Below are 23,994 nucleotides of genomic sequence, written 5' to 3'. Positions count from 1 at the left end.
GAAGCTTCCTCCTATTTCACGTCAGGCGGCGGTCCTTGCACGATACCGAATAACTGCTCCAAAGCATCAAACATGATGGAAAACAATCTTTCGAATATGCCAGCAAGACTTGGCATTAACAACACTAGCAAAATCATGCCTATAATTAGCTTTAGAGGTATCCCGATTACAAAAACATTGAACTGAGGAGCGGTTTTGGTTAAGAAGCCTAATCCAACATCCGTCAGAAACATCGCTACTACCAAAGGCGCTGACACTTGAATGGCCAGCAAAAACGTGTTTGCGAATGTTCTTGTTAAAAAATCGGTAATGCTGCCGCTCATTATTCGGCTAAATAAATCATTGGACAAAGGCATCCATTCGTAACTGTCCATAAGGCCTGTTAATAAAAAATGATGACCGTTCATCATTAAGAAAACAACTAAGATCATCATGTATTTAAAATTGCCGAGCAATGGGGCTGACGTACCTGTATGGGGATCTACGATATTTGCCATTGCAAAACCAACCTGCAAATCCATTAAGGCTCCCGCGGTCTGAACGACCGTGAAGAACAAGTAGACTACATACCCAAGCAGTACGCCGACCAATATTTCTCGAACCAGAACCAAAATATATTCAGCGTCCGGAACCATCGTCTGCTTCACACCGTACGTTAAGAAAACGATAAACGAGATAAAAAATCCGAGCCCAATTTTGAAAACATTCGGCACGCCTCGCGACGAAAAAACAGGCGCTACGACGAAAAACGCAGTTATTCGACAAAAGATTAACAAAAAAATAGGGAAACCCTGTACGATCGCGTTCATACACTCACAACCTAACCGATGTAATTATGAAGATTGTTCAGCAGATTGTAAGTGAAGTCGATAACCGTATTTAGAATCCATGGGCCAAAAATGATGATGGACACGAAAACCGCTACAATTTTCGGAACAAATGCCAGCGTCTGCTCCTGAATCTGTGTTGTTGCTTGAAATATGCTGACTAATAACCCTACGACCAAAGCAAGAACGAGCATTGGTGCACTGGCTTTCAAAACAACGAATACGGCCTGGCTGGCCAACCCGATTATGAAATCAGTACTCATCAAACGTCCCTCCCTGCTAGTATCACGTGTTGAAACTTAATAACAAAGATTTTACGATCAAATACCATCCATCTACCAATACAAATAGCAGTATCTTAAACGGCAAGGAAATCATAACAGGAGGCAGCATCATCATTCCCATTGCCATCAATGTGCTTGCGACAATCATATCGATGACTAGAAACGGAATGAATATCATAAATCCCATTATAAAAGCTGTTTTCAGCTCGCTTATGGCATATGCAGGTATTAGTACTGTGATCGGAATCTCTTCAAATGAAGCTGGCTTCTCTGTTTTCGTATAATTCATAAAAAGCATTAAGTCCTTTTCCCTCGTATGAGAGAACATAAACTTCTTCATCGGAACGGAGGCTTCCTTAAAAGCTTCTGTTTGAGAGATTTGACCTTTTAAATAGGGCTGCAATGCAACATCATTTACTTGAGAAAACGTTGGAGCCATGATAAAGAAGGTTAGGAACATTGCCAGTCCAATCAACACTTGATTGGGTGGCATTTGCTGTGTTCCAAGCGATGTTCTTACAAAGCCCAGAACGATAACGATTCGAGTAAAGCTTGTCATTAGCACCATAATCGCTGGTGCGATACTTAGTACTGTAATTAATAGAAGAATGGATAATGCGCTAGTATCGGGCGTGTCACCGCTTCCGTTGCCAATATTGATGGATACGTCGGGTAACGGCTCGGCAAATGCTTGATTATGTAATAACATCGCAAGCAATTGAACAACAACGATTGATATCCACCACTTATTTTTCATCATCCATCAACCGTTCATTTGATTTAGATTCATGCAATAACGATTCCAATTGCTGCTTGCGGTCAGCTTGCTGACTAAGCTTATTTTGCAACAAATCCTGAAAGGAAGACGTCTTGTTCCACTGCTCGTTCGCAGGATCAGACCCATTCGGATTGTTGCGATCTTTGAACTTCTTAAGTATTTGTGAAACTAGATCCTTTGACCAAGCCGATTCCTGTTGACGCTCCAGCGCTGAAATAACAGCACTTGCTTGCTCAGGATCATCTAGCTTGTCAATTAGAGTTATGTTCTCGCCGACGCCAACGATATAAATCCGACCAGCAATCTCGACGACTTGTAACGAGTTATTCTGTCCTAGCGCAATACCGCCAAGTGAACGAAGCGATCGATTCGTTCCCCACATGCGATTGCGCTGCGACAACCATTTAATGACTAAAATAATTAATACGATAACGATGGCAAGCGATACGATAACCCAAATCATGTTGCCCGCTAGATCATTTGTTCCGGTAAACATCATTTGTCCTTCATCGTTTGCGCTGCTGCCGCCTTGTGCCGCAGCAGCCGCAAATTGTGGCCAAATCGCCATCCCAAGAGCAGACACCATTGAAATGCGCGAAGCTATGTTAAACATAATGTCTAACCGTTATCCGAGTGTTTTCTTGATCGCTTCAATTACACGATCAGCTTGGAACGGTTTGACGATGAAGTCCTTTGCGCCTGCTTGAATCGCATCAATTACCATTGCTTGCTGACCCATTGCTGAACACATAATTACTTTAGCATTGCTATCAATTTTTTTAATTTCTTTCAGAGCGGAGATTCCGTCCATCTCAGGCATCGTAATATCCATTGTTGTCAAATCAGGTTTCAATTCCTTGTACTTCTCCACTGCTTGTGCGCCGTCTTGGGCTTCACCGACGACTTCGTAGCCGTTCTTTGATAAAATGTCACGAATCATCATGCGCATGAAAGCTGCGTCGTCTACGATAAGAATGCGGTTTGCCATCTTTTTATCCTCCTAGGATGCTATTGTAATTTTTGAATGCGGTCCCATTGGCTTACGATATCCGTTACACGAACACCAAAGTTTTCATCTATGACAACAACCTCGCCTTTTGCGATCAGCTTGTTATTCACTAGGATGTCGACTGGTTCGCCAGCTAGCTTGTCCAGCTCAATAATAGAACCTTGCGACAGCTCCAAAATATCTTTTATCTGCTTTTGGGTCCTTCCTAATTCTACCGTGACCTTAAGCGGTATGTCGAGAAGTAAATTGAGGTTTGTCTCATCTGGCTGAATAATTGGCGCATTGCCAAAATTAGCAAATTGCACAGGCTGTACATTAACATTTCGACTAGCTGCATGACCATATGTATGAGGCCCCGGCGGCTGCATCGACATGTCGTAGCCAGCTGCAGGTGTTTGATACGGCATAGAAGGCATTTGAGGCGCCTGTGAAGCCATATTCATTTGCGGCGGCACAGCGTTCAAATGAGCTGCTGCAGCCGTTTCTTGCATTGCCATAGCTTGTTGTTGTGCTGCTGGCGCTGCTGCAGCCGTTTGAGGCGCTGGAACAGCAGGCTGAGCTGGCTGATCATCCACCACTCCCATTAATATATCAACCATTTGTTTCGCAAACGGAATGGGCAGCAGCTGCATGATTGTTGAATCTATGAGATCTCCAATCGTAAGCCGGAATGATATTTTTATAAACATATCTACCGGTGGCAAATGTTCCATGCCATCACCGTTATTAACATCTAGAATGTCAATGCCCGGCGGCGAAATATTGACAAACCGATTAAATATCGTTGACATCGACGTAGCAGATGACCCCATCATTTGATTCATCGCTTCTTGAACTGCACTAATGTGAATTTCATTAAGCTCTTCTACAGTGATGTTGGTGCCTTCCCCGCCAAGCATCAGATCAGCAATGATTTGGGCATCTTTTGTTTTTATGACAAGTGAATTAATGCCTTGWAAGCCGTCTACGTATTGCACGCTAACTGCAACATGAGGCTTAGGGAAAATGTCAGCAAGCTCATCTTTTCTTACAATAGTAACTTGTGGAGTAGTAATATCTACTTTCTTGCCAAGCAACGTTGACAATGCCGTTGCCGCACTGCCAAATGTTATGTTTCCAATCTCACCCAGAGCAGACTGTTCCATATCGGATAAAAAGTCTGAAAGTTGTGTTCCGACTTCAGTGTGCTGCTCCGGTTCCGGCTCACTGGAGGATTGACGTAGCAATGCATCAATTTCCTCTTGTGACAAATAGTCCTTACTCGTCATAATCTTCTTCCACTCCTTCAGTGACAATCTCATCTACTTGAACAGCTAGCCGATCCTTAACAGAGCCTGCACTGCCAATGAATTTAAGCTTGTCTCCAACTTTAATGTTGAGACCATCATTAACTGATTTATTCAATGAAATAACATCACCAATATTCAGTCCTAGAAACTCTTGAATGGTTAGCGACGATTCGCCAAGCTCAGCTACGATAGGAAGCTTCGCTTTATTTACTCGCTGCTCCAATATTTCAACTTCCTCTGGCGCGCGAGCTTTCTTCTGCGATACAAACCAGTGATGAACAGACAGCCTGGACATAATCGGTTCAATAACGACATGCGGAATACAAAGGTTAATCATACCCGTCGTATCACCAATCTTGGTACTGAATGAAATGAGAGCGATCGTTTCATTGGGCGATACAATTTGCATGAACTGCGGGTTCGTTTCCAATGCTTCCAGCCTAGGAGAAATATCGATTACTGTTTTCCAAGCCTCCTGCAAGCCTTCAAACGTTCGACTGAAAATTTTCTCCATAATAATGGTTTCAATTTCAGTTAAGTTGTTGATTTTGGATGGCGCTATGCCTTGTCCGCCTAACATTCGATCCAGCATTGCGTACGCTACGTTTGGATGAACTTCAAGCACCATACGACCTTCCAGCGGCTCCGCTTCAAAAATGTTCAATATCGTCATCTTTGGTATCGAACGAATAAATTCATCGTAAGGCAATTGCTCGACCTGCACGACATTAATTTGAACAAATGTGCGAAGTTGTGCTGAGAAATAGGTTGTCAAATACCGTGCGAAGTTTTCATGAATCCGCGTCAAACTTCTAATATGATCCTTCGAAAAACGTACGGCGCGTTTGAAATTATACACACTGACTTTACGCGTCGTTTCTTCCTTCTTTAAATCCTCTGCATCCATTTCACCGGAATCCAAGGCAGCTAGTAGCGCATCAATTTCATTTTGCGATAAAACATCAACCAAATATCTCACCTCCTTCGAGGAATGTCTGCGTAGTCAGTTAAAGTGGAGCAAGTGTAAAGTCTGTGATTTCTACCTTAATCAGCTTCCCTTTAGGAATAATTGGGTTGATTAAGTTGAGAAGCTTCGACTCAAGTGCGTCTTCACCTTGAGAACCCTGCAGCTCATCTGCTGTCATATCAGCAATAACTCGGTTAATAATTGGGCGAACTTCAATCTCAAGCAGTTTATCAAAATCTTCTTTTGTTTTCTTCTTGTCGAGCTGGAAAGCAAAACTCAAAATAACGACATATTCACGATCTTTCAGATTTCTTCTGAATTCCTTTAATTCAGAAGTTACGGCCACACGCTCATCAGCCGATAAAGCTTTAACCTCAATCGTTTTTGTTTCCGTCGCCTGCTCCTTAGGGTCAGTAAAAAACGACTTGAACAAGATGATTGAAACAATGGCGATTAATGTTATGGATAACAAAATCGTAATTAACCAAGGTAGCATTTTCTTCATGACGATGGACCCTCCGTTTGCTCACTCTTTTGGGCCGCCGCAATAAGGCCAATTGTGCGAAGATACTGCCCATTAAGCTGCAACAGTTCCGTTGTTTTTTCTTTTACAACCAGCTTCTTGCCCGTCGTAAGTGTAATCACCGTATCCGCTGATTCTTCAATCATTTCAATTAATAAAGCATTTATGGTGACCTTTGTTCCGTTCAACCGCGTTACGGTAATCATCAGTTGCCCCCTCACACCTAGGGGAGGCGTTAAGCCTCCCGCTCGTTATGACTTACTTATCGTTTTAGATTAACTACCTCTTGCAAAATTTCATCAGAAGTTGTAATGATACGTGAATTCGCTTGGAAACCACGTTGTGCAACGATCATTTCTGTAAATTCAGCAGTTAAGTCAACGTTAGACATTTCCAGCTGACCGGCAATGATTGCGCCTGTACCGAATTCAGGATCAGTCGCAAACGTCATGAAATCCTCAATAGAAGCATCCGGATTAGCATTCGCTGTAACACGGTACATATTGCCGCCAAGTTTCTCAAGACCGCTTGGATTTACAACTTTGGCTACGCCAAGCTGTGCAACGGCTTCCGTACCATCCGCTGTTACACCCATGATCGTTCCGTCTTGACCAATGGAAAACGCCGTAATTGCCTCATCAAGTACGATAGGCTCTTGATCAACGCTTAGTACGAAATAGCCATCACCTGTAACAAGCTGTCTATTCGAATCAAGCGTAAAGTTGCCCGCACGTGTTAAAAGCATTTCAGAATCTTCGCTCGCTCTAACTACGAAAAATCCGTCTCCGTCAATACGAAGGTCTGTCGGTTGGTTCGTTGTCATTGCGCTTCCTGCGGTATGTACTGTATCGATAGAGCCGATAGACACGCCGAGTCCGATTTGTTTTGCGTTAACGCCGCCGCGCACGCCTTCCTCAGGTGCGGTAACGCCCGCAACCGTTTGGCTCAAAATATCTTTGAACATGACGCGCCCTGCTTTAAAGCCAACCGTGTTCACGTTCGCAATATTGTTACCAATAACGTCTAGCTTTGTTTGGAAGCCGCGCATACCGGACACACCCGAATACATCGATCTTAGCATTTTCGTAATTCCTCCTAGGGAATGGATTAAAATCTTATGGGCTTCAAAAAAATGTTAGCACTATCATAAACTGCTTCAATCGGTCCACAGCTTGAGGCTCCCTGATAGGTCCAGCCTTACGATAATATAATAGCGCTGTCTATTTGCGTAAATACGTTGCTTCGCATTTGCCCGCCATCCATGGCAGTTACAACTGTACGACTTGGGACATTCACAATCATTGCTATGTCTCGGAAAACGATTAATGAATCCTGAGCGCCTTTGGATGCAGCCTCTTCGACCGCATTCATTATTTTGGTTAATGACTCTGGTTGCAAGTTAATGCCTCGCTGCTGCATTCTAACCTCGGCATGATGACTGAACTTTAAAACCTTGCCATTAAGTATTTCTTGAAATTCAGATGGCTGAGCTGAACGGTTGGCAACTGTCTTGCTAGGCTGCAGAGGTGTCGACTTAACCGGGAAAATATGACCGATTTTTATGCCTTCACTCATTATTTATCAGCCCCTTCCTCAGCACCAGCTGGATCCGAAGGATTCTTGTCTACGCCTTTATCTTCACCTGTAGAATCCTCTGGCGTTGGTGTTTCACCCGTTGTTTCCGAGATAGAGTTGACATAATCAAGAGCAATCTCGGCTCCGCCTACCCTTGCATAAAGGAGACCATCCTTCGAAATAATGGAATCAACTACGCCTTTGGCGGTCTTGATTGCACCAGCATCATCATATTCATTCCATTCAATCGTTTTACCGATCAAGCTGGATGCTGAACCAATGTTTTGACGTATTAAAGATAGCTCGGTGGACATATTCATCAGCTGCTCTACAGAAGTAAATTGCGCCATCTGAGCGATGAACTCTTTATCCTGAAGCGGCTGCATAGGATCCTGGTTGCGAAGCTGCGTAACTAGAATACTTAGAAATTGATCTTTTCCAAGCGTATCCGTGTTTTTTTTGTTTGCTGCAGCTTGTACATTCTCTTTGCTGTAATTCGGCCAAACTACGCGAGTAGAAACGCTATCTGCCATTTCCGATCACCTCCGATCTCTCTGACCCTCTACTAACTTCTCTACGCTTTAACGTTGATGCCTCTGCCAAATCCAAGACCCTGAATTGTCGCTTGTTGAACCATTTCGGTTTCGAATTGAGACTCATTGACAGTATCGTCAGTGTTCACAGCATTACGATTGGATGACTGCTGCTGATTGCTTCCTTGTCCATGCTGCTGTTGAAACAGCTGCGCAGCTGACTGACCTTGCGAAACCTCAAGCTTATCTACCATAAGGCCTTGTGCTTGAAGCGCTGACCGCAGTTGAGCCATTTGATTATCCAGCATGTCCTTGGCCATTGCCGTATCCGTTTGGAAGATCGCGGTTAGAAGTCCATTTTGCATCGTTATTTTTACGTCTACTTGCCCTAAATGTTCAGGGTATAACATGAGTTTCGCTTCTGAAACGCCATTCAATGTTGTAAGATCAAATTTCTGTACGATCATACCTGTCATGGATTGGGCAAATTCATCAGCGACAACAAATGAAGTAGCTGCTGCTGCATTAGCAACAAGAGAAGTAAACGTCCGCATTGTATCCGGATTGTTTGTTCCAAGCTGCATTTGCGGAATCAATTCAATAGAAGAGTCAGATACATCTGATGCGTTTGCCTGCTCCATACCCTGTACTGCAGTTGTTAATAATGCAGGATGGGCGGTTTGCTGTGACAGTCGTTGCAATAGCGTACTAACGTCTGTTTGCTGTACATTTTGAGCTGTAAACAGTTGTTGTGTAAAAGCGGTCGATTTCGTATGAGTCTTAGTCGTATCCACCGGCTCGCCTTCCAAAATCGCTGTTAACGCCTTAAGCTGTTGCGCCACCAAAACCGTTGGCTCTTGCTGTCCAACCAATTTTGTTGTTCCCTGCTGAAGCATCACTTGCATTTGCAGCAACGTATCTTGCAGGCTTGACTTGATATTCACTGCATTTTTCCCCTCTAATGTAATAGAGGAATCTTCCTCACCGCTAGTCGGTTGACCAATCGGTTGCTGAATGACAGGCACTGGAATGCCAAGCAGAGCAAGCAAAGCATTCATTTGATCAAGCACGTCTTCCAACTGTTGGAGCTGCTGATCATCTTCAAGAGGAGCCTTGCCGTCTTCACCATTAGTTGCATCCAATTGCGCTAGCAAACCATCGATGATTGACATGAGGTCAGATAATGTTGGTGCTGCAGCAGCGCCGTCCACCAAAGCCATAGCTTCCTTAGATACGTTGGCAACTAAAGGTGCAGCTTGTGTCTGACTGCTGCTGCCAGCAGCTTCGCTATTAATTTGCTGCACTAACGTTTTCTGGAACGCTGCTCCGCTTGTATTGCCACTTGCTTGTCCCGTTGTTGTTCCTTGTGCTTGCGGTTGTACTACAGCAACTTGTGAAATGTTCATTTCCATTTTTCTCACCTCCTTTCAAATAGAGGGAAAACATAAGGTCAGACATTAACTTCCTGTCATTAATTTGGCTACAATTTTGGCTGTAGTCGTTTCATTAATTCCAGACATTTCTGCAATAATGGATGATCTTGTTTTATTGTCCACCGCATTTAATATCCGAAGCACTTTGCTTGGACTCACATCTATCATTTTGATAAGAAGCTCTGCAGCGCTCTTTGCATTCATAGCTGTAAACGTTGCACTTAATTGCTCTTGATCAAGAACAGAGGAAGCAGGCTTCGTTGTTGGCGATTTCTGCGAATCAAGTCTTGCTTGAAGGGCGGCAATTTGCAAATCCTTTGCCTGCACGTTATCCTTCAGCTTCATCGCTGCATCAGCTGCCGTCTGAGGATTCATCTTCTCCATAATGCGCACTCGATCGTCAGGCCGCATATTTGCAAATACGAGCACCATTTCATCTAAAGTCATACTTTGCAAGATTGGAGCAGCTTTACTTGGCGTAATTTTGGAAAACATGCTTGCCAGTTCTTGAATTTTCGCTTGATACTGCTCATCCTCAAGCAATTGATCATCGTTTACACCTTTAAGCTGGATGTTATCACTTTCCAAGTCCTTTACTTCTTGCTCAAGCGTTGCTTTCGTTTGATTCGCAGCTGCCAGTTCGCTTTCAATTGCAGTAAGCTGTGTTTGCAAATCTGCAATTTTTGCTGACATATTCGCTGACTTCAAAGCATCATCATTTCCAGGCCCGCCTGCAACCTTTGGCTCGGGAAGCACGTCTTTTAGAAATGGAACTGAGTTTCCGGCTTCCAGCATTTTATTGCGGAAATCAATATTGAACAAGGTGTACAAAACACCGAGCAATACGATTGCGAATAAAATTGGTGTCATCAAAAACATAATTCTCTCTAGCGTGCTATAGCCTTGCTTTTCATTATCCATACCCGCCAATTCCACTCACTCCCTCTAGCCGGTGTCACGCATCACTTTATGGGGTTGGTATCATGAAACGGACGCTTGCCATCTCATCTAGTTCGTTCTGCTCTTTGATTTGCATCGCATACTGGAACCGATCACGCGCATGATCTTTTGCTTTAAGCCACACTTTCTCATCTTTCATCTTGTCTGAAAGCTTAAGTCGGCTTTGCTCAACCGCCTTCTGTGCATGCAACACATCTTTCAATTTGCTTGTAATGCAAGTGACCAAATAGTCCAAATATTGCTGAATAACTTGAAGCTCAGATAAAGGAACAGCAGTCTGTGAAGATTCAATCAGCTTGCTTTCCCATTCTTGCTGCTTCGCACGCAATTGCTCTAACGACAATTCTTCAGCCGCTAGAGCACCAATGGCAGATGAAAGAATCCATTCCGCTTGTGTTTTTTCACTAGATTTTAAATCAACAACCTTTTGAAAAGTATAACGAAACGATGCCATCTCGTGATTCAACTCCTGTAGAAGTCATTAATTAAACGACTTTGCGCTTCCTCTAAGCTCACCTTTTCATTGGTCTTTTGCTTTGTGTAGCTTTGAATCGGTTCAATAAATTCTAGCGCCATATCAATTTCTACATTTGATCCTCGTTGGTACGCCCCTATATTGATCAGGTCTTCCGAATCTTTATATGTAGCTAGCATTTTTTTCAGTTCATTCGCCGCATCTTGCTGTTCTTCTGTGACAATTTCCTTCATAACACGGCTGACAGAAGCTAAAACATCGATGGCAGGAAAATGACCCTTATGCGCTAGCTGACGACTTAAAACGATATGACCATCCAATATTCCGCGGACAGCATCCGCGATAGGTTCATTCATATCGTCACCATCAACAAGAACGGTGTAGAAGGCGGTTATCGAGCCTGTTGGCCCTGTCCCTGCACGTTCCAGAAGCTTTGGCAGTGCAGCGAATACAGAAGGTGTGTAACCTCTAGTAGCAGGCGGTTCACCAATAGCCAGACCTACTTCACGAAGAGCCATTGCATACCTTGTAACGGAATCCATCATCAACATAACGTCCAGACCGCGATCACGGAAATATTCAGCAATGGATGTCGCAATTAATGCGCCCTTCATGCGAATGAGTGCTGGCTGATCTGAAGTTGCAACAATAACGACCGAACGGGACAAGCCTTCTGGGCCAAGATCCTTCTCGATAAATTCAAGCACTTCACGACCACGCTCGCCGATCAACGCAATTACGTTAACATCAGCTGAAGTATTGCGAGCAATCATGCCAAGCAGTGTACTTTTCCCTACACCGGATCCGGCGAATATGCCTACACGCTGACCACGCCCGACGGTAAGAAGCCCATCGATCGCTCTTACACCGATACCGAGTGGTTCAACGACACGCGGACGTTTAAGCGGATTGCTTGGTTCATTATAAGTAGAATAATGCGGCATACGCCTTGGCAAAAATGAACCATCCAGCGGATTTCCAAGTCCATCGAGCACTTTACCGAGCAGCTCTGATCCGACTTGAACAGTCAAAGGTTTGCCTGTACCTACAACATCACAGCCCGGGCTAATGGACTGAAGATCACCGAGAGGCATTAATATTACTTTATTATCACGAAAACCAACGACCTCTGCCTTGATAGGCTTTGCGCCTTTGGAAGGATAAATAAAGCAAACATCGCCAATGCTCGCATCAGGTCCTTCTGACTCCACGGTTAGGCCGATGACCTGAGTGACTTTGCCATTGACCCGAACGGGATCAAGCGGCTGCAAATGCTCGATATACTTAAGCACATCTAGATTATTCACTATCATAGGCTTGACCTCGTTCTTCGCCGCTATGATGAGCAAGATGTATTAATTCTTTTTTGATCTCAGCAAGCTGCGTGTCAATTCGAGCGTCTATGCTGCCAAATGAAGAGCGAATAACACAACCATTGTCTTTAACCGTCGAGTCAGGCAAAATTTGCAATTCCGCTTGTGAATCGATGGCCATATGAAGCTCTTCTCTTGCCGCTTGCACGAATGCAAGCTGCCCAGGTGCAACACATAGAGTAATAACTCCTTGCTCTCTGCGTCTAGACAATGATTTGCGAATGAGCTCGATTGCCATTTCAGGTGCCGTAGATAGCTGCTGCCCAATAATTTTTTCGGCAATCGCACAGCTTAGTTCAACAAGAAAGGGTTCTGCTTCCTGAATGATTTGTTCTCTCATTTGGAATGCAGTTTTTAGCACATCCGATGCTTCAGCCAGCTTTTGCTCCCAGATCTCACGCATTTCCTTTTCGGATTGCGCGGCTCCTTCGGCATAACCAAGCTCATAGCCTGATTGCCTGGATGCTTCTGATGCTGATTCATCTTCAGTACGTTTTTCGAGCCACCATACATCGATTTGCTGCTGTGTTTCAGCAAGAAGCTTTTCGCTTTCTTCTGCTGCATCACGCAGTCTCTCTTCTGCATATAGCTGAGCATCATTTAATATTTGATCTCGCAAAGTTATCGTTTCTTCATCAGGAACGGGTTCCATATCCTCTTCCTGATCCAGTGATTCATTGATTTCAAGATTCCGTTGATGCAGCCATTCGAGCTGCTTCAATTGATCAAGAGTAATCACACTCGAAGATTTGATCAAATTAGACAATGATATCGTCTCCTCCACCACGGGCGATGATGATTTCACCTGACTCTTCTAATCTGCGAATCGTAGCAACAATGCGAGTTTGCGCTTCTTCAACATCACGAAGCCGCACTGGTCCCATAAATTCCATTTCTTCTTTGAATGTTTCGGCCATACGCTTCGACATATTGCGGAAGATCGCTTCTCTAACTTCTTCACTTGCCACTTTAAGCGCAAGCTGAAGATCGGAATTCTCGATATCGCGAATGATTCGTTGAATAGAGCGATTGTCGATATTGACAATGTCCTCGAACACGAACATCCGTTTTTTGATTTCTTCTGCAAGCTCTGGATCTTGAATTTCAAGCGCGTCGAGAATCGTACGCTCCGTCCCGCGATCGACACCATTCAATATTTGAACGATAGAGTCGATACCGCCAGCATTCGTGTAATCCTGGGTAACAGTGGCGGACAGTTTTTGCTCAAGCACTCTTTCTACCTGCGAAATGACCTCTGGCGATGTGCTATCCATCAGAGCAATTCGCCTCGCAACCTCTGCTTGTTTCTCTTGCGGCAGCGATGAAAGAATGTGCGAAGACTGCTCCGATTGTAAATACGATAATACCAAAGCAATCGTTTGCGAGTTCTCATTTTGAATAAAGTTCAAAATTTGTGTAGGTTCCGCTTTTCTAGCGAAGTCAAATGGTCTTACTTGGAGCGTTGCTGTTAACCGGTTAATAACTTCAAGAGCTTTTTGTTCACCAAGCGCTTTCTCCAAAATGTCTTTGGCATAAGAAATGCCGCCTTGCGTGATATACTCTTGAGCCATACAGATTTGGTGAAACTCGCTTAAAATTGTTTCACGATCACTACTGTCCACTTTACGGACATTTGCGATTTCAAGTGTTAGCTGTTCAATTTCTTCATCTCTTAAATGCTTGAATATTTGAGAGGATACATCAGGTCCAAGCGTAATGAGTAAAATGGCAGCTTTCTGTCGACCAGATAATCCTTGCATTGATTTTGACACATGAACCACCTCTATTCATCCACAAGCCATGTGCGAAGAAGGTTAACGAACTCATCCGGTTTTCGTTTGGCAAGTGTTTCAAGATTTTTTCTAGCCTGACTGTCGTTGTTGACACTTTCCAAATCAAGTGTTGGATACTCCACTTTAGCTGGAGCAACCAATTCGATTTCTTCCTCGGCAACCTTCTTGCGTCTGCGTGCTAACATGTAGATCAGTCCGCCAATGATGGCAAGAGCAGCAACACCAATTCCGATAATCCAAGGTGTTGATAGGAGGCCTGAGTCCTTAGCAGAACTGCTTCCAGAAAATGTTCTTGCAATAAGAGCAACTTTTTTCTCTATCAATGCGTCATTGGTTACATCTTGACCAGAATCAGCTAGTTGTGCGCGCACCAATGCAGTCAAATATGTCATAATGGCCGTTCTGCTTGCTTCATCATTCATTTGTGACTGTTCGATGCCGATACTAATAGAAAGGTCTTTTAAAACAAAAGGTCCGGATTCAATGTTGTTGTTGATTCGCGTCACATCATAATTCCGAATGGTCGAGTTCGATTCTGAAGAATTGCTGCCCGTCGCAGCTGCTTCGTAGCCTGGTACGTCAGTCTCTCCAGTTCCTGCAACACCGCCAGCGTCTCCTGAATTGCCAGTCGAAGTACTGTTATTCAGCTGTTCACTAATGATGATGCCGTTATTGTTGTTATTGTCTAGCGGTTTCACAACAGATTCTTGAGATGTCTTCTTATCGAAGTTCATGCTGCTAGAAACTTGAACGACTAAATTATCAGCTCCAACGATTGTTCCTAGAAACTGCTGGATATTTTTCTTGAGCTCAGCCTCATATTTCCGCTGAATGACGAATTGGGACTCAACCGCATCTGAATTATTAGCTATTCCGCCAGCAACATCAGAGTAGATTAATTCGCCTTGAGGGCTTGAGATCGTAATATCCTTAATTGCCAAATCCGGAACCGCCGTTTTCACCAGGTTGTAATAGCCGTCGATTTCCTTCTGGCTTGGACGATATCCAGACACGAATTTCATCATAATCGATGCTGATGCTTGCTCCGCGTCTTCTGCAGAAAGAAATACACTTTCTTTTGGCAAGTTAACCAAAACCTTCGAACTGTCCACACCTTGCATCGCATTCAGCAACTGTTGAACTTCACCGTTCAAAGCATTCAAATATTTTACATTGAATTCATTTTCGGTTGTGCCAAACTGGCTTGAGCTTGCATTAAATGCTTCAAAACCAATAGAACCGTTTTGAACTAAACCTTGAGAACCTACATCTACTTTTATTCGTGCTGCATCTGTGCTCGGTACTGAAATGCTTTTCCCATTGTTGCTGAGCTGGTAAGGTATTCCGCTTCCGTCTAAGTAAGTCATAATAGCAGCTGCGTCTGTTGTATCCAAACCTTGAAAAGCAATTTCGTATTCCGTTCTCGTAAATACAATCGTTAACAAAATAATTGCTAACAATAGTCCACTAATAGATGCCCCCAACCAAATTTTTTGTTTTCTGCCCGTCTGGCTCCATAATTGTGTAAGCCTACCTCGAAACTGGGCGATTCTCTCGTTCACATTTTCACCTCACCCAAATACTATGCTAGGTCTTCATGATGGTTAAATTTGCATCCGCATCATTTCTTGATATGCCTCGACCATTTTGTTGCGGACTTGTGAGGTAAGCTGCAAACTTAGTTGCGCCTGCTCAGAAGCAATTAAAACCTTTGAAACGTCAACCTGACCTATTAAGTATTTGTCGTTAAGCTTATGAACGTTCTTTTCCTGATCACTTACATTATTAATTGCCGTTTCTAGATATTGACCAAATGATTGCGTCAATTGTGCCGGAGTCGCTTCTTGAACCGATTTAGTTTCAATGAGTTTGGTTGGCTGAACCGGGCTAAGCGACATCGCTTGTATCATCATTACTCCCCCAATACTTCATATGGAATTGTTAATCAATTACTTTCCTATTTCTAGTGCCTTAATAAACATTGATTTGGTAGCGTTTAGCGCGGTTACGTTTGCTTCGTAAGATCTTGTAGCTGCAATCATATCTACCATTTCCTTCGTTACATCCACATTCGGCATATTTACATAGCCGTTTGCATCAGCATCAGGATGCGTTGGATTATAAATGAGCTTGTTTGGCGATTGATCTTCTTTAATTCTCGTTACTTTAACTCCTTGAGCAGCGGAGTTTTCATTCATTTGCTGAGAAAGCACATTTGAGAAGGACTGCTGCAAAGGTTCAATGACAACCATCTTTCGCTTGTACGGCTGGAATTGTCCATTTACAAAACTGCCTCTCGTCGTTTCAGCATTCGCTATATTAGAAGAAATTACATCCATCCGCAGTCTTTGTGCTGATAGAGCCGAAGCGCTGATATCAAACCCTGTGGACAATTTCATCGTTAAGCTCTCCCTTCAATCGCTGTGCGCATCATTCTTACCTCATGATTAATCTGTTGGACATAAAAGTTGTAGCTTAATTGGTTTTTAGCTAGCAAAGACATCTCACGATCGACATCAACATTATTTTCATTGTTGTTCATCGAAGTTGTTTCATCGGTAATAAGTTTGGGTATAGGTACATTAGAAGAACTTGCTCCAATAGCAATATGCTTTTGATTCGTTCGTTTGCCGATCAATTGCCCTTGCGTATTTCCTATGGATTGCTCTAATAATTCCTCAAACAAAACCTCTGACCGTTTGAAATGCGGCGTATCACCGTTTGCCACATTGTTAGAAATGACGCGCTGCCGCATTTCAGCTGCTTGAAGCGCACCTTCCATTCTTCCAAATGCTGCGCCATTCAACAAATTCACGTAGTTTCACCACTTTCACATAGGGGATCTTCTTAACGTATTCAACAGATTACTGCTCATTCCTTCTTTGTTCGACAGTAAATATTAAAAAAATGAGATACATGTGTCGATTTTTGCCGACATGATAATATTCAACAATTTCCTAAATTATTACAATAAGAAAAAAGCCCTATCTTTAAAATCAGATAGGGCAAAAATGGTCTAAACGTCCTATAATTATCGCTTCATCTTATCTAATTCTTGCAATAATTGGTGATTTAATATTTTAATGTATGTGCCTTTCATGCCTAATGACCTTGTTTCTATGACACCAGCACTCTCCAGCTTCCTAAGCGCATTTACAATAACTGAACGAGTTATGCCTACCCGGTCAGCAATCTTCGATGCGACAAGCAAACCTTCCTTGCCATCAAGCTCCTCGAAAATATGCTCGACCGCTTCTAATTCGCTAAATGACAACGAACCGACCGCAACGGCAACGACTGCACGACTGCGAACCTCTTGCTCAATCTCATCCGCGCGCTCCCGTAAAATCTCCATGCCAACAATCGTTGAACCATATTCAGCTAAAATAAGGTCATCGTCATCGAAAGTACCAGACAAACGGGTCAGGACCAACGTACCTAGACGATCTCCTCCGCCAATAATAGGTACAACCGTCATAATTTCTTGATCGCCTAACCGCGGAAAAGTTTCGTAAATTCCCGAATCAGGCTTGACATTCGTCATCGATTCCTGCATATCAAGAAACCGAACGTTGCTCTCTTGCGGGAAACGAAGCTCATCAGCTGATAACGTTCGCATGAAATCGTGATCAAACGCATCTACTGCGGAGCAGCCAAGTATTTTTCCTCTCCGGCTGACGACAAATACATTGGTTTGGATCGTTGTACAAAGTACTTCTGCCATTTCCCTGAAACTCAGCGCTTTGCCAGCTGCGCGTTGCAACAACCGGTTCAGCGTTCTAGTCTTTGTTAGTAAAGTCATTCTAATGCCTCCCAAAACTCATAACAACTACAGTATATATTGACTCAAATCGCGATTTTGCGCAATGCTTCCGAGTTTTTCTCGAACGTATTCCGGCGTAATCGTCATTTTTTCGAGCGACAGCTCAGGCGCTTCAAAAGATAGATCCTCCAGCAGCTTCTCCAAAATCGTATGCAAGCGACGTGCGCCAATATTTTCAGTATTGCGGTTAACGTCTGCGGCAATGGACGCAAGCTCGCGAATCGCCTCATCCGTAAATTCGATCTGAATGCCTTCCGTTTCTAGTAGAGCTGAATACTGCTTCGTTAAAGCATTTTTTGGTTCTTTCAAAATACTTACAAAATCGTCCAAGCTAAGACTAGTCAGCTCTACCCGGATCGGGAAACGACCTTGAAGCTCTGGTATCAAATCCGAAGGTTTGGCAACATGAAACGCACCAGCAGCGATAAACAACACATAATCCGTTTTAACGGGACCATATTTTGTCATGACAGTAGAGCCTTCAACGATAGGCAAAATATCACGTTGAACACCTTCCCTAGATACATCTGGGCCAGATCCACGTGATGGGCTCGCAATTTTGTCAATTTCATCTATGAAAATAATGCCGGATTGCTCAGCTCTTGTAATCGATTCGGTAATGACATCATCCATATCGATTATTTTGTTAGCTTCCTCCTGCGTCAACACCTTGCGAGCTTCCTTTACAGGCAGCTTGCGCTTCTTCGGCTTCTTCGGCATTAATTGACCGAACAGCTCCTGCATATTCATGCCCATGCCCTCTGGGCCCTGGCCTGAAAGCATATCCATCATATTAGGTGAGGAGTCCTCTACCTCAATTTCAATGATTTCGTTTTCCAGCTTGCCTGCCGCGAGCTGCTCTTTAATTTGCGAACGTTTTTGAAAGAGCGCATTTTCCACTTCCGGCTCTTCCTTTTGCTCTTCTGATTGCTGTTGATTGCCAAACAACATTTCAAATGGATTTTTTTGCGATTTAGCCTTAGCCGTTGACGGAGCAAGCAAAGAAACGATGCGATCATTAGCTAATTTTTCTGCTCTGTCTTTTACTTTTTCCGTTTTTTCTGTTTTCACCATACGTATAGCTGTTTCCACTAGATCGCGGACCATTGATTCAACATCACGGCCTACATATCCGACCTCAGTAAATTTCGTCGCTTCTAGTTTCACAAATGGTGCCTTAACCAGCTTTGCCAAGCGGCGTGCGATTTCCGTTTTACCTACTCCGGTAGGTCCGATCATCAAAATATTTTTCGGAACGATTTCATCGCGCAGCGTTTCATCGAGCAAACTTCTCCGGTAACGATTGCGAAGCGCAATGGCTACAGAACGTTTCGCTGGTTTTTGCCCAACAATATACTTATCAAGCTCCGCTACGATCTGACGAGGCGTCAGTGCATCATTTCCCATTATAAAATCCCTCCGATTTCTATTCTTCGCTAAGACTTTCCGAAGTTTGGCCTTCTATCCAAAATCCTGTTACTCGATTTATACGATCTCTTCAACAATAATATTATGATTCGTGAATACACAAATTTCTGCCGCTATTTCTAGCGATGAACGTGCGATATCCTTTGCTTCCATTTGAGGTGCATGACGCTGAAGCGCTCTTGCTGCCGATAATGCGAAGCTGCCGCCTGAGCCGATTGCTAGAATGCCGTCATCTGGCTCAATGATCTCACCGTTGCCTGAAATAAGCAGCAAGCCGGTTTTGTCCATAACGAGCATCATCGCTTCCAATCTACGAAGGACACGGTCTGAACGCCATTCCTTGGCAAGCTCAACAGCTGAGCGCTGCAAGTTGCCGTGATGCTCCTCCAGCTTTGCCTCAAACTTCTCGAACAAAGTAATGGCATCTGCAACTGATCCTGCAAAACCTGCGACGACTTGACCGCGATAAAGCCTTCTTACTTTTTTAGCAGAGTTTTTCATGACCATGCTATTCCCAAAAGTGACCTGACCATCCCCGGCAATTGCACCTTTTCCCTCATGACGAACTGCGCAAATCGTTGTAGCGTGAAATTGCATTTCCATTGCTTTGCCTCCTCAAGGTTCCAAATAATTAAATTGCCATGCCTTCATTACGCAAGATTATTGCAAATGTTCCTTTTTAAATTGCTCAATACCTTCCAAAGCGCGATTCGCAATCATTTCGTTCTTTTCTTTTTTGCTGCGGATCTTCTTCTCAAGCGGTGGAAATAAACCGAAATTAGCATTCATCGGTTGGAAATGCTTGAAATCGGCTGTTGTAATATAATGAGCCATACTACCAAGCGTAGTTTGCTCCGGCAATACGAGTGGTTCAAGATCTCGAGCTAATCTTGCAGCGTTGATTCCAGCAATCAAGCCGGAAGCAGCAGATTCCACATAACCTTCAACACCGGTCATCTGGCCTGCAAAAAATAAGGTCTCGCGGTTGTTAAGCTGATAGGTAGGCTTAAGCAAACGAGGTGAATTGATAAACGTATTGCGATGCATAACGCCGAAACGGACAAACTCAGCATTTTCCAGACCTGGTATTAATGAGAAGACGCGTTTTTGCTCTCCCCACTTGAGATGAGTCTGGAATCCAACTAGGTTGTATAATGTTCCTGCAGCATTATCCTGACGAAGCTGAATTACAGCATGCGGCAGCTCACCCGTGTGCGGATTTACAAGTCCAACTGGCTTCATAGGTCCAAACAATACGGTTTGTTTGCCTCTGCTTGCCATAATCTCGATCGGCATACAGCCTTCAAAGTAGACTTCCTTCTCAAAATCCTTTACTTCTGCTTTCTCAGCTGTTGTCAGCGCTTCGTGGAAAATTTCAAATTCTTCTTCTGTCATTGGACAGTTCAAATAAGCAGCCTCTCCTTTATCGTAACGGGAAGCTAAATAAACCTTGCTCATATCGATCGAATCCTTTTCAACAATTGGCGCTGCAGCATCATAGAAATAAAAATACTCTTCGCCCAGCAGCTCTTGAATTTGTGAAGACAAGCCCGGTGCTGTCAGTGGGCCTGTAGCAATAACAACAATTCCATCCTTCGGAATTTCTGTTACCTCTTCATTCCGTACTTCAACAAGTGGATGCTCATGCAGCCTGCGAGTAACTTCACCAGAGAAACCGTCGCGGTCAACCGCCAGCGCTCCTCCCGCAGGTACTGCGTGCTGATCAGCACAGCTCAAAATAAGCGAGTCTAGTCGGCGCATCTCTTCCTTTAATACTCCTACAGCATTTGCAAGACCATTAGAACGCAAGCTATTGCTGCATACAAGCTCTGCAAATTGATTCGTATGATGAGCAGGTGTTTTTGTGACTGGACGCATTTCATACAAAACGACAGGTACTCCTTGTGATGCAATTTGCCATGCTGCCTCGCTGCCTGCTAGTCCTGCTCCGATGACGGTTACTTTTTGTGGTTGTGACAAAATATATTCAATCCTTTCAGATATAGTTCACGTAGGTTGACCTTTGGCGCTACTACCTTGCCTTCAAAGGTTTTTTTTATTGTAAATTAATAATTTCAAACCTTCCAATAATTTCAAACATTTTGAAAGTTGTGAAGTTTTTCAACTTTAAAACTTTATAAGCTTTTTGAAGGATGAAAGAGCTTTTAGATACTTTCATGCTTTACAAAACTTTTAAAACACTTTTTGTATTTTAAAATACTTTTACAACAATTTTATAACACTTTTACAAGCATTTTAAAACATTCAATTCCTTTTTAAACATCAAACCCTTTTAAAACTTAAAACACTTTTAAAACTTAAAACCCCCCCAAGCTTTTCGAACCCACCCAAACCCTCCCTTCCAAGGGAGGGCCCCAAGGACTGCGTCCTCTGGACACCTGCAATTGAACTAACCTCTGTGTTAATCAGTCGATTATCCATCCCATTGCCGTAAGATCGCTTCCGTCACTTCGTGACACGCTTCCAGCTTGCGCAAACAAAGATCTCTTCCATCAGCATCAGTTAATGATATGAGTTCAACTTGTGCAGACAAAGATCTCTTCCATCAGTTCGTGATATGAGTTTAGCCTGCGCAAACTTTTGTACCACATGAGTGAAAGACACTAGAAGCTTTGGTGCGATTTGAGCGATTTAAGCCAATTGAAACATCAGAATGAATGAAACGATTATAAATCGATTACAGCAGCTTAATAGCCCGTTTAACAACGGTGTCCCCCCTTTGTAAAGGGAGGACGGGTAAGGCGGTTGTCATTCGATTCTGTAGTATGGCTACTATTGCTAGCTCATGCTTAATTAATCCGTATCGGTACCTTGCTCGTCTTCATCCAATACCTCTTCGGAATAATCACATGTTGAGCAAAGCAGCTTTGCTCCGCTGCGATTGCGCTTTTCAACAAGCTTGGACTCGCCGCATTGCGGGCAAGGTTTGTTCGTCGGTTTATCCCATGACACATAATCACAGCCGGGATATTGATCACAGCCATAAAATATACGTCCCTTTTTGCTCCGACGCTCAATGATTTTGCCTTCTGCGCATTTTGGGCATGTCACACCGATATCTTTGACGATCGGTTTCGTATTGCGGCAATCCGGGAAGCCCGAGCACGCAAGAAACTTGCCGAATCGGCCCATCTTATAGACTAAGTGGCGTCCGCACTTCTCACAAAGCTCATCAGACACTTCATCTTGAATTTCGATTTCCTTCATTTCATCTTCGGCAACTTCTAATCTTTTCTCAAAGGATTCGTAAAATGTAGCGAGCACCTTTACCCAATCCTCTGTGCCTTCTTCCACATGGTCGAGGTTGCCTTCCATGTTCGCTGTAAACTCCGCATCCAAAATTTCAGGAAAAAACTCTTCCATGAGCTGTATGACAAGATCTCCAAGCTCAGTTGGCATAAATTTTTTCTCTTCCATTGCAATGTATCCGCGCTTCTGAATCGTTTCCAATGTCGGCGCATACGTACTTGGACGACCTATACCGAGCTCCTCCAGCGTCTTTACTAGTCGTGCCTCCGAAAAACGTGGCGGCGGCTGCGTAAAATGCTGTTTTGGATCTATCGATTCTGATTGAATGACATCACCTGCGGCTAGCGGCGGCAAAAACTTATGTTCTTCAACCGTGCCATCATCGTTGCCTTCCACATATACCTTCATAAAGCCGGCAAATTTCACTTTAGAACCAGTAGCTCTAAACGTTGTATCGCCTGCCTGCAAATCCACGGTCATCGTGTCAAGCACTGCCGACTGCATCTGGCTCGATACGAAACGTTCCCATACGAGCTTATACAGTCGCAGCTGATCACGACTCAAGAACGGTTTCATTGATTCGGGATCTCTTAATATGGACGTTGGCCGAATCGCTTCATGCGCGTCTTGAGCGTTGCTGTTTTTCTTTGTGTAAATGCGTGGTTGTTCAGGCACAAAAGCTTCGCCATACTTCTCAGAAATGAATTCTTTCGCTTCTTCTTGAGCGATAGGCGAGATGCGCGTAGAATCGGTTCTCATATAAGTAATTAAACCGACTGTACCTTCTTTACCCAGCTCAACGCCTTCATACAGCTGCTGTGCTACTGACATCGTCTTAGAAGCCCGGAAGCCAAGTTTCCTTGCCGCTTCCTGTTGAAGGGAGCTCGTTATAAATGGAGGCGCTGGATTGCGCAGACGCTCCTTCTCTCTCACGTCAGAGACTGTGAGCTTGCTGCCCTTCATCGCTTGGAGAACTTCCTCAACGTCAGCTTCCTTGCCCAACTCACGTTTTTCTCCAAGAATGGAATGATATTTCGCATCAAAAGGAATTCCTGCATGAGTCAGCTTCGCAGTGATGGACCAGTATTCCTCAGGGATGAATGCATCGATTTCGTTCTCACGATCGATGATGAGCTTTACAGCAACCGATTGAACCCTCCCGGCAGACAAGCCCTTCTTTACTTTTTTCCATAGGAGCGGACTAATCTTGTAACCAACCAATCGGTCCAAAATCCGTCTCGCCTGCTGCGCGTTAACTAAATCCATATTAATTTTGCGCGGTGTCTTAAATGCATCCTTCACGGCCTGTTTCGTAATTTCATTAAATACAACGCGGCAAGTATCGGTCTCATCCAGCTCCAAGTAATGCGCCAAATGCCAAGCAATCGCTTCACCTTCGCGATCCGGATCGGCTGCTAGAAAGACATGTTTCACTTTTTTGCTGGCATCCTTCAATTCCTTGAGGATGCTGCCTTTGCCGCGGATGGTTATGTATTTAGGGTTAAAATCATTTTCAACCTCGACGCCGATCTGGCTTTTGGGCAAATCGCGAATATGTCCCATAGAAGCTTTAACGATATATTTACTGCCAAGATATTTACCAATCGTTTTGGCTTTCGCGGGTGATTCGACGATAACTAAAGAATCTGCCATG

27 protein-coding genes are annotated in these 23,994 nt (G+C 43.7%); all 27 read right to left on the bottom strand.

The features are described from left to right. Positions 1–11: 11 nt before the first annotated feature. Positions 12–809 (bottom strand): flagellar biosynthetic protein FliR, encoded by a 798-nt coding sequence (fliR, locus tag AB4Z45_RS20970; protein WP_076269160.1) that lies wholly within the window; start codon positions 807–809, stop codon positions 12–14. A gap of 11 nt (positions 810–820) precedes the next feature. Continuing rightward, positions 821–1,090 carry a flagellar biosynthesis protein FliQ gene (fliQ, locus tag AB4Z45_RS20965; protein WP_054028974.1) on the bottom strand — a complete coding sequence of 90 codons (270 nt, stop codon included), beginning with the start codon at positions 1,088–1,090 and terminating at the stop codon, positions 821–823. Positions 1,091–1,112: 22 nt separating this feature from the next. Then, positions 1,113–1,820, bottom strand: coding sequence for a flagellar type III secretion system pore protein FliP (fliP, locus tag AB4Z45_RS20960; RefSeq protein ID WP_372239010.1), 708 nt, complete (start codon positions 1,818–1,820; stop codon positions 1,113–1,115). 37 nt (positions 1,821–1,857) lie between these two features. After that, positions 1,858–2,457, bottom strand: coding sequence for a flagellar biosynthetic protein FliO (locus AB4Z45_RS20955; protein WP_441911318.1), 600 nt, complete (start codon positions 2,455–2,457; stop codon positions 1,858–1,860). Positions 2,458–2,514: 57 nt separating this feature from the next. Then, positions 2,515–2,877, bottom strand: a complete 363-nt coding sequence (locus tag AB4Z45_RS20950) for a response regulator (protein WP_076269158.1) — start codon at positions 2,875–2,877, stop codon at positions 2,515–2,517. 20 nt (positions 2,878–2,897) lie between these two features. Continuing rightward, complete coding sequence (gene fliY, locus AB4Z45_RS20945; protein ID WP_441911316.1) at positions 2,898–4,166, bottom strand: flagellar motor switch phosphatase FliY; 1,269 nt, start codon at positions 4,164–4,166, stop codon at positions 2,898–2,900. Further along, positions 4,156–5,157, bottom strand: coding sequence for a flagellar motor switch protein FliM (gene fliM, locus AB4Z45_RS20940; protein ID WP_054028979.1), 1,002 nt, complete (start codon positions 5,155–5,157; stop codon positions 4,156–4,158). Before fliM ends, fliY begins: the two co-directional genes overlap by 11 nt. Positions 5,158–5,194: 37 nt before the next feature. Next, positions 5,195–5,659 carry a flagellar basal body-associated FliL family protein gene (locus tag AB4Z45_RS20935; protein ID WP_076269156.1) on the bottom strand — a complete coding sequence of 155 codons (465 nt, stop codon included), beginning with the start codon at positions 5,657–5,659 and terminating at the stop codon, positions 5,195–5,197. Further along, positions 5,656–5,883 (bottom strand): flagellar FlbD family protein, encoded by a 228-nt coding sequence (locus tag AB4Z45_RS20930; RefSeq protein WP_054028981.1) that lies wholly within the window; start codon positions 5,881–5,883, stop codon positions 5,656–5,658. The genes AB4Z45_RS20935 and AB4Z45_RS20930 overlap by 4 nt, the downstream gene beginning before the upstream one ends. Before the next feature lie 56 nt (positions 5,884–5,939). After that, entirely contained in the window at positions 5,940–6,758 is an 819-nt protein-coding gene (flgG, locus tag AB4Z45_RS20925; RefSeq protein WP_076269155.1) for a flagellar basal body rod protein FlgG, read from the bottom strand. Between the two features lie 116 nt (positions 6,759–6,874). Next, positions 6,875–7,252 (bottom strand): TIGR02530 family flagellar biosynthesis protein, encoded by a 378-nt coding sequence (locus tag AB4Z45_RS20920; protein ID WP_441911315.1) that lies wholly within the window; start codon positions 7,250–7,252, stop codon positions 6,875–6,877. Continuing rightward, positions 7,252–7,785, bottom strand: a complete 534-nt coding sequence (locus AB4Z45_RS20915; RefSeq protein ID WP_441911314.1) for a flagellar hook capping FlgD N-terminal domain-containing protein — start codon at positions 7,783–7,785, stop codon at positions 7,252–7,254. Before AB4Z45_RS20915 ends, AB4Z45_RS20920 begins: the two co-directional genes overlap by 1 nt. 41 nt (positions 7,786–7,826) lie before the next feature. Beyond that, positions 7,827–9,197, bottom strand: coding sequence for a flagellar hook-length control protein FliK (locus AB4Z45_RS20910; RefSeq protein WP_441911312.1), 1,371 nt, complete (start codon positions 9,195–9,197; stop codon positions 7,827–7,829). Between the two features lie 45 nt (positions 9,198–9,242). Beyond that, a complete protein-coding gene (locus AB4Z45_RS20905; RefSeq protein ID WP_441911371.1) occupies positions 9,243–10,139 on the bottom strand; it encodes a MotE family protein in 897 nt (298 codons plus the stop codon). Between the two features lie 46 nt (positions 10,140–10,185). Beyond that, complete coding sequence (fliJ, locus tag AB4Z45_RS20900) at positions 10,186–10,632, bottom strand: flagellar export protein FliJ (RefSeq protein ID WP_441911310.1); 447 nt, start codon at positions 10,630–10,632, stop codon at positions 10,186–10,188. Between the two features lie 8 nt (positions 10,633–10,640). Next, positions 10,641–11,966, bottom strand: a complete 1,326-nt coding sequence (gene fliI / locus AB4Z45_RS20895) for a flagellar protein export ATPase FliI (protein WP_076269150.1) — start codon at positions 11,964–11,966, stop codon at positions 10,641–10,643. Further along, positions 11,953–12,792 (bottom strand): FliH/SctL family protein, encoded by an 840-nt coding sequence (locus tag AB4Z45_RS20890; protein ID WP_076269149.1) that lies wholly within the window; start codon positions 12,790–12,792, stop codon positions 11,953–11,955. The genes fliI and AB4Z45_RS20890 overlap by 14 nt, the downstream gene beginning before the upstream one ends. Beyond that, positions 12,785–13,786 carry a flagellar motor switch protein FliG gene (gene fliG, locus AB4Z45_RS20885; RefSeq protein WP_179089844.1) on the bottom strand — a complete coding sequence of 334 codons (1,002 nt, stop codon included), beginning with the start codon at positions 13,784–13,786 and terminating at the stop codon, positions 12,785–12,787. The genes AB4Z45_RS20890 and fliG overlap by 8 nt, the downstream gene beginning before the upstream one ends. A gap of 23 nt (positions 13,787–13,809) precedes the next feature. Next, the gene (gene fliF / locus AB4Z45_RS20880) at positions 13,810–15,381 is read right to left on the bottom strand and encodes a flagellar basal-body MS-ring/collar protein FliF (protein WP_441911309.1); all 1,572 of its coding nucleotides are present in this window, start codon (positions 15,379–15,381) and stop codon (positions 13,810–13,812) included. A gap of 42 nt (positions 15,382–15,423) precedes the next feature. Beyond that, positions 15,424–15,732, bottom strand: coding sequence for a flagellar hook-basal body complex protein FliE (gene fliE, locus AB4Z45_RS20875; protein WP_305953893.1), 309 nt, complete (start codon positions 15,730–15,732; stop codon positions 15,424–15,426). A 36-nt stretch (positions 15,733–15,768) separates the two neighbouring features. Then, a complete protein-coding gene (flgC, locus tag AB4Z45_RS20870) occupies positions 15,769–16,218 on the bottom strand; it encodes a flagellar basal body rod protein FlgC (RefSeq protein WP_441881295.1) in 450 nt (149 codons plus the stop codon). A gap of 2 nt (positions 16,219–16,220) precedes the next feature. Then, a complete protein-coding gene (gene flgB, locus AB4Z45_RS20865; RefSeq protein ID WP_441911308.1) occupies positions 16,221–16,634 on the bottom strand; it encodes a flagellar basal body rod protein FlgB in 414 nt (137 codons plus the stop codon). 216 nt (positions 16,635–16,850) lie between these two features. Continuing rightward, a complete protein-coding gene (gene codY, locus AB4Z45_RS20860; RefSeq protein WP_076269144.1) occupies positions 16,851–17,621 on the bottom strand; it encodes a GTP-sensing pleiotropic transcriptional regulator CodY in 771 nt (256 codons plus the stop codon). Between the two features lie 27 nt (positions 17,622–17,648). Beyond that, positions 17,649–19,049: an ATP-dependent protease ATPase subunit HslU gene (gene hslU, locus AB4Z45_RS20855; RefSeq protein WP_441881297.1), complete on the bottom strand. Its 1,401-nt coding sequence runs from the start codon at positions 19,047–19,049 to the stop codon at positions 17,649–17,651. 78 nt (positions 19,050–19,127) lie between these two features. Beyond that, a complete protein-coding gene (gene hslV / locus AB4Z45_RS20850) occupies positions 19,128–19,673 on the bottom strand; it encodes an ATP-dependent protease subunit HslV (RefSeq protein ID WP_076269142.1) in 546 nt (181 codons plus the stop codon). Between the two features lie 57 nt (positions 19,674–19,730). Further along, positions 19,731–21,050 carry an FADH(2)-oxidizing methylenetetrahydrofolate--tRNA-(uracil(54)-C(5))-methyltransferase TrmFO gene (gene trmFO / locus AB4Z45_RS20845; protein WP_076269141.1) on the bottom strand — a complete coding sequence of 440 codons (1,320 nt, stop codon included), beginning with the start codon at positions 21,048–21,050 and terminating at the stop codon, positions 19,731–19,733. A gap of 834 nt (positions 21,051–21,884) precedes the next feature. Further along, complete coding sequence (gene topA / locus AB4Z45_RS20840) at positions 21,885–23,993, bottom strand: type I DNA topoisomerase (protein WP_441911306.1); 2,109 nt, start codon at positions 23,991–23,993, stop codon at positions 21,885–21,887. Position 23,994 lies beyond the last annotated feature (1 nt).

This window comes from Paenibacillus sp. MCAF9, assembly GCF_052114265.1.
Classification (GTDB): Bacteria; Bacillota; Bacilli; order Paenibacillales; family Paenibacillaceae; genus Pristimantibacillus.
Note: the sequence above shows the minus strand (reverse complement) of the source record. Positions and strands in the feature narration are given on the sequence as shown.

What these genes read in the sequence shown, in the direction of transcription:
- topA (WP_441911306.1), bottom strand. Translation starts at nt 23,993, where the DNA reads ATGGCAGATTCTTTAGTTATCGTCGAATCACCCGCGAAAGCCAAAACG.
- fliQ (WP_054028974.1), bottom strand. Translation starts at nt 1,090, where the DNA reads ATGAGTACTGATTTCATAATCGGGTTGGCCAGCCAGGCCGTATTCGTT.
- AB4Z45_RS20915 (WP_441911314.1), bottom strand. Translation starts at nt 7,785, where the DNA reads ATGGCAGATAGCGTTTCTACTCGCGTAGTTTGGCCGAATTACAGCAAA.
- AB4Z45_RS20955 (WP_441911318.1), bottom strand. Translation starts at nt 2,457, where the DNA reads ATGGCGATTTGGCCACAATTTGCGGCTGCTGCGGCACAAGGCGGCAGC.
- AB4Z45_RS20930 (WP_054028981.1), bottom strand. Translation starts at nt 5,883, where the DNA reads ATGATTACCGTAACGCGGTTGAACGGAACAAAGGTCACCATAAATGCT.
- fliG (WP_179089844.1), bottom strand. Translation starts at nt 13,786, where the DNA reads ATGCAAGGATTATCTGGTCGACAGAAAGCTGCCATTTTACTCATTACG.
- hslV (WP_076269142.1), bottom strand. Translation starts at nt 19,673, where the DNA reads ATGGAAATGCAATTTCACGCTACAACGATTTGCGCAGTTCGTCATGAG.
- fliP (WP_372239010.1), bottom strand. Translation starts at nt 1,820, where the DNA reads ATGTTATTACATAATCAAGCATTTGCCGAGCCGTTACCCGACGTATCC.
- AB4Z45_RS20950 (WP_076269158.1), bottom strand. Translation starts at nt 2,877, where the DNA reads ATGGCAAACCGCATTCTTATCGTAGACGACGCAGCTTTCATGCGCATG.
- flgC (WP_441881295.1), bottom strand. Translation starts at nt 16,218, where the DNA reads ATGAAATTGTCCACAGGGTTTGATATCAGCGCTTCGGCTCTATCAGCA.
- fliR (WP_076269160.1), bottom strand. Translation starts at nt 809, where the DNA reads ATGAACGCGATCGTACAGGGTTTCCCTATTTTTTTGTTAATCTTTTGT.
- fliI (WP_076269150.1), bottom strand. Translation starts at nt 11,966, where the DNA reads ATGATAGTGAATAATCTAGATGTGCTTAAGTATATCGAGCATTTGCAG.
- AB4Z45_RS20935 (WP_076269156.1), bottom strand. Translation starts at nt 5,659, where the DNA reads ATGAAGAAAATGCTACCTTGGTTAATTACGATTTTGTTATCCATAACA.
- flgG (WP_076269155.1), bottom strand. Translation starts at nt 6,758, where the DNA reads ATGCTAAGATCGATGTATTCGGGTGTGTCCGGTATGCGCGGCTTCCAA.
- codY (WP_076269144.1), bottom strand. Translation starts at nt 17,621, where the DNA reads ATGACTTTACTAACAAAGACTAGAACGCTGAACCGGTTGTTGCAACGC.
- fliE (WP_305953893.1), bottom strand. Translation starts at nt 15,732, where the DNA reads ATGATGATACAAGCGATGTCGCTTAGCCCGGTTCAGCCAACCAAACTC.
- AB4Z45_RS20920 (WP_441911315.1), bottom strand. Translation starts at nt 7,252, where the DNA reads ATGAGTGAAGGCATAAAAATCGGTCATATTTTCCCGGTTAAGTCGACA.
- hslU (WP_441881297.1), bottom strand. Translation starts at nt 19,049, where the DNA reads ATGGGAAATGATGCACTGACGCCTCGTCAGATCGTAGCGGAGCTTGAT.
- AB4Z45_RS20910 (WP_441911312.1), bottom strand. Translation starts at nt 9,197, where the DNA reads ATGGAAATGAACATTTCACAAGTTGCTGTAGTACAACCGCAAGCACAA.
- AB4Z45_RS20905 (WP_441911371.1), bottom strand. Translation starts at nt 10,139, where the DNA reads ATGGATAATGAAAAGCAAGGCTATAGCACGCTAGAGAGAATTATGTTT.
- fliJ (WP_441911310.1), bottom strand. Translation starts at nt 10,632, where the DNA reads ATGGCATCGTTTCGTTATACTTTTCAAAAGGTTGTTGATTTAAAATCT.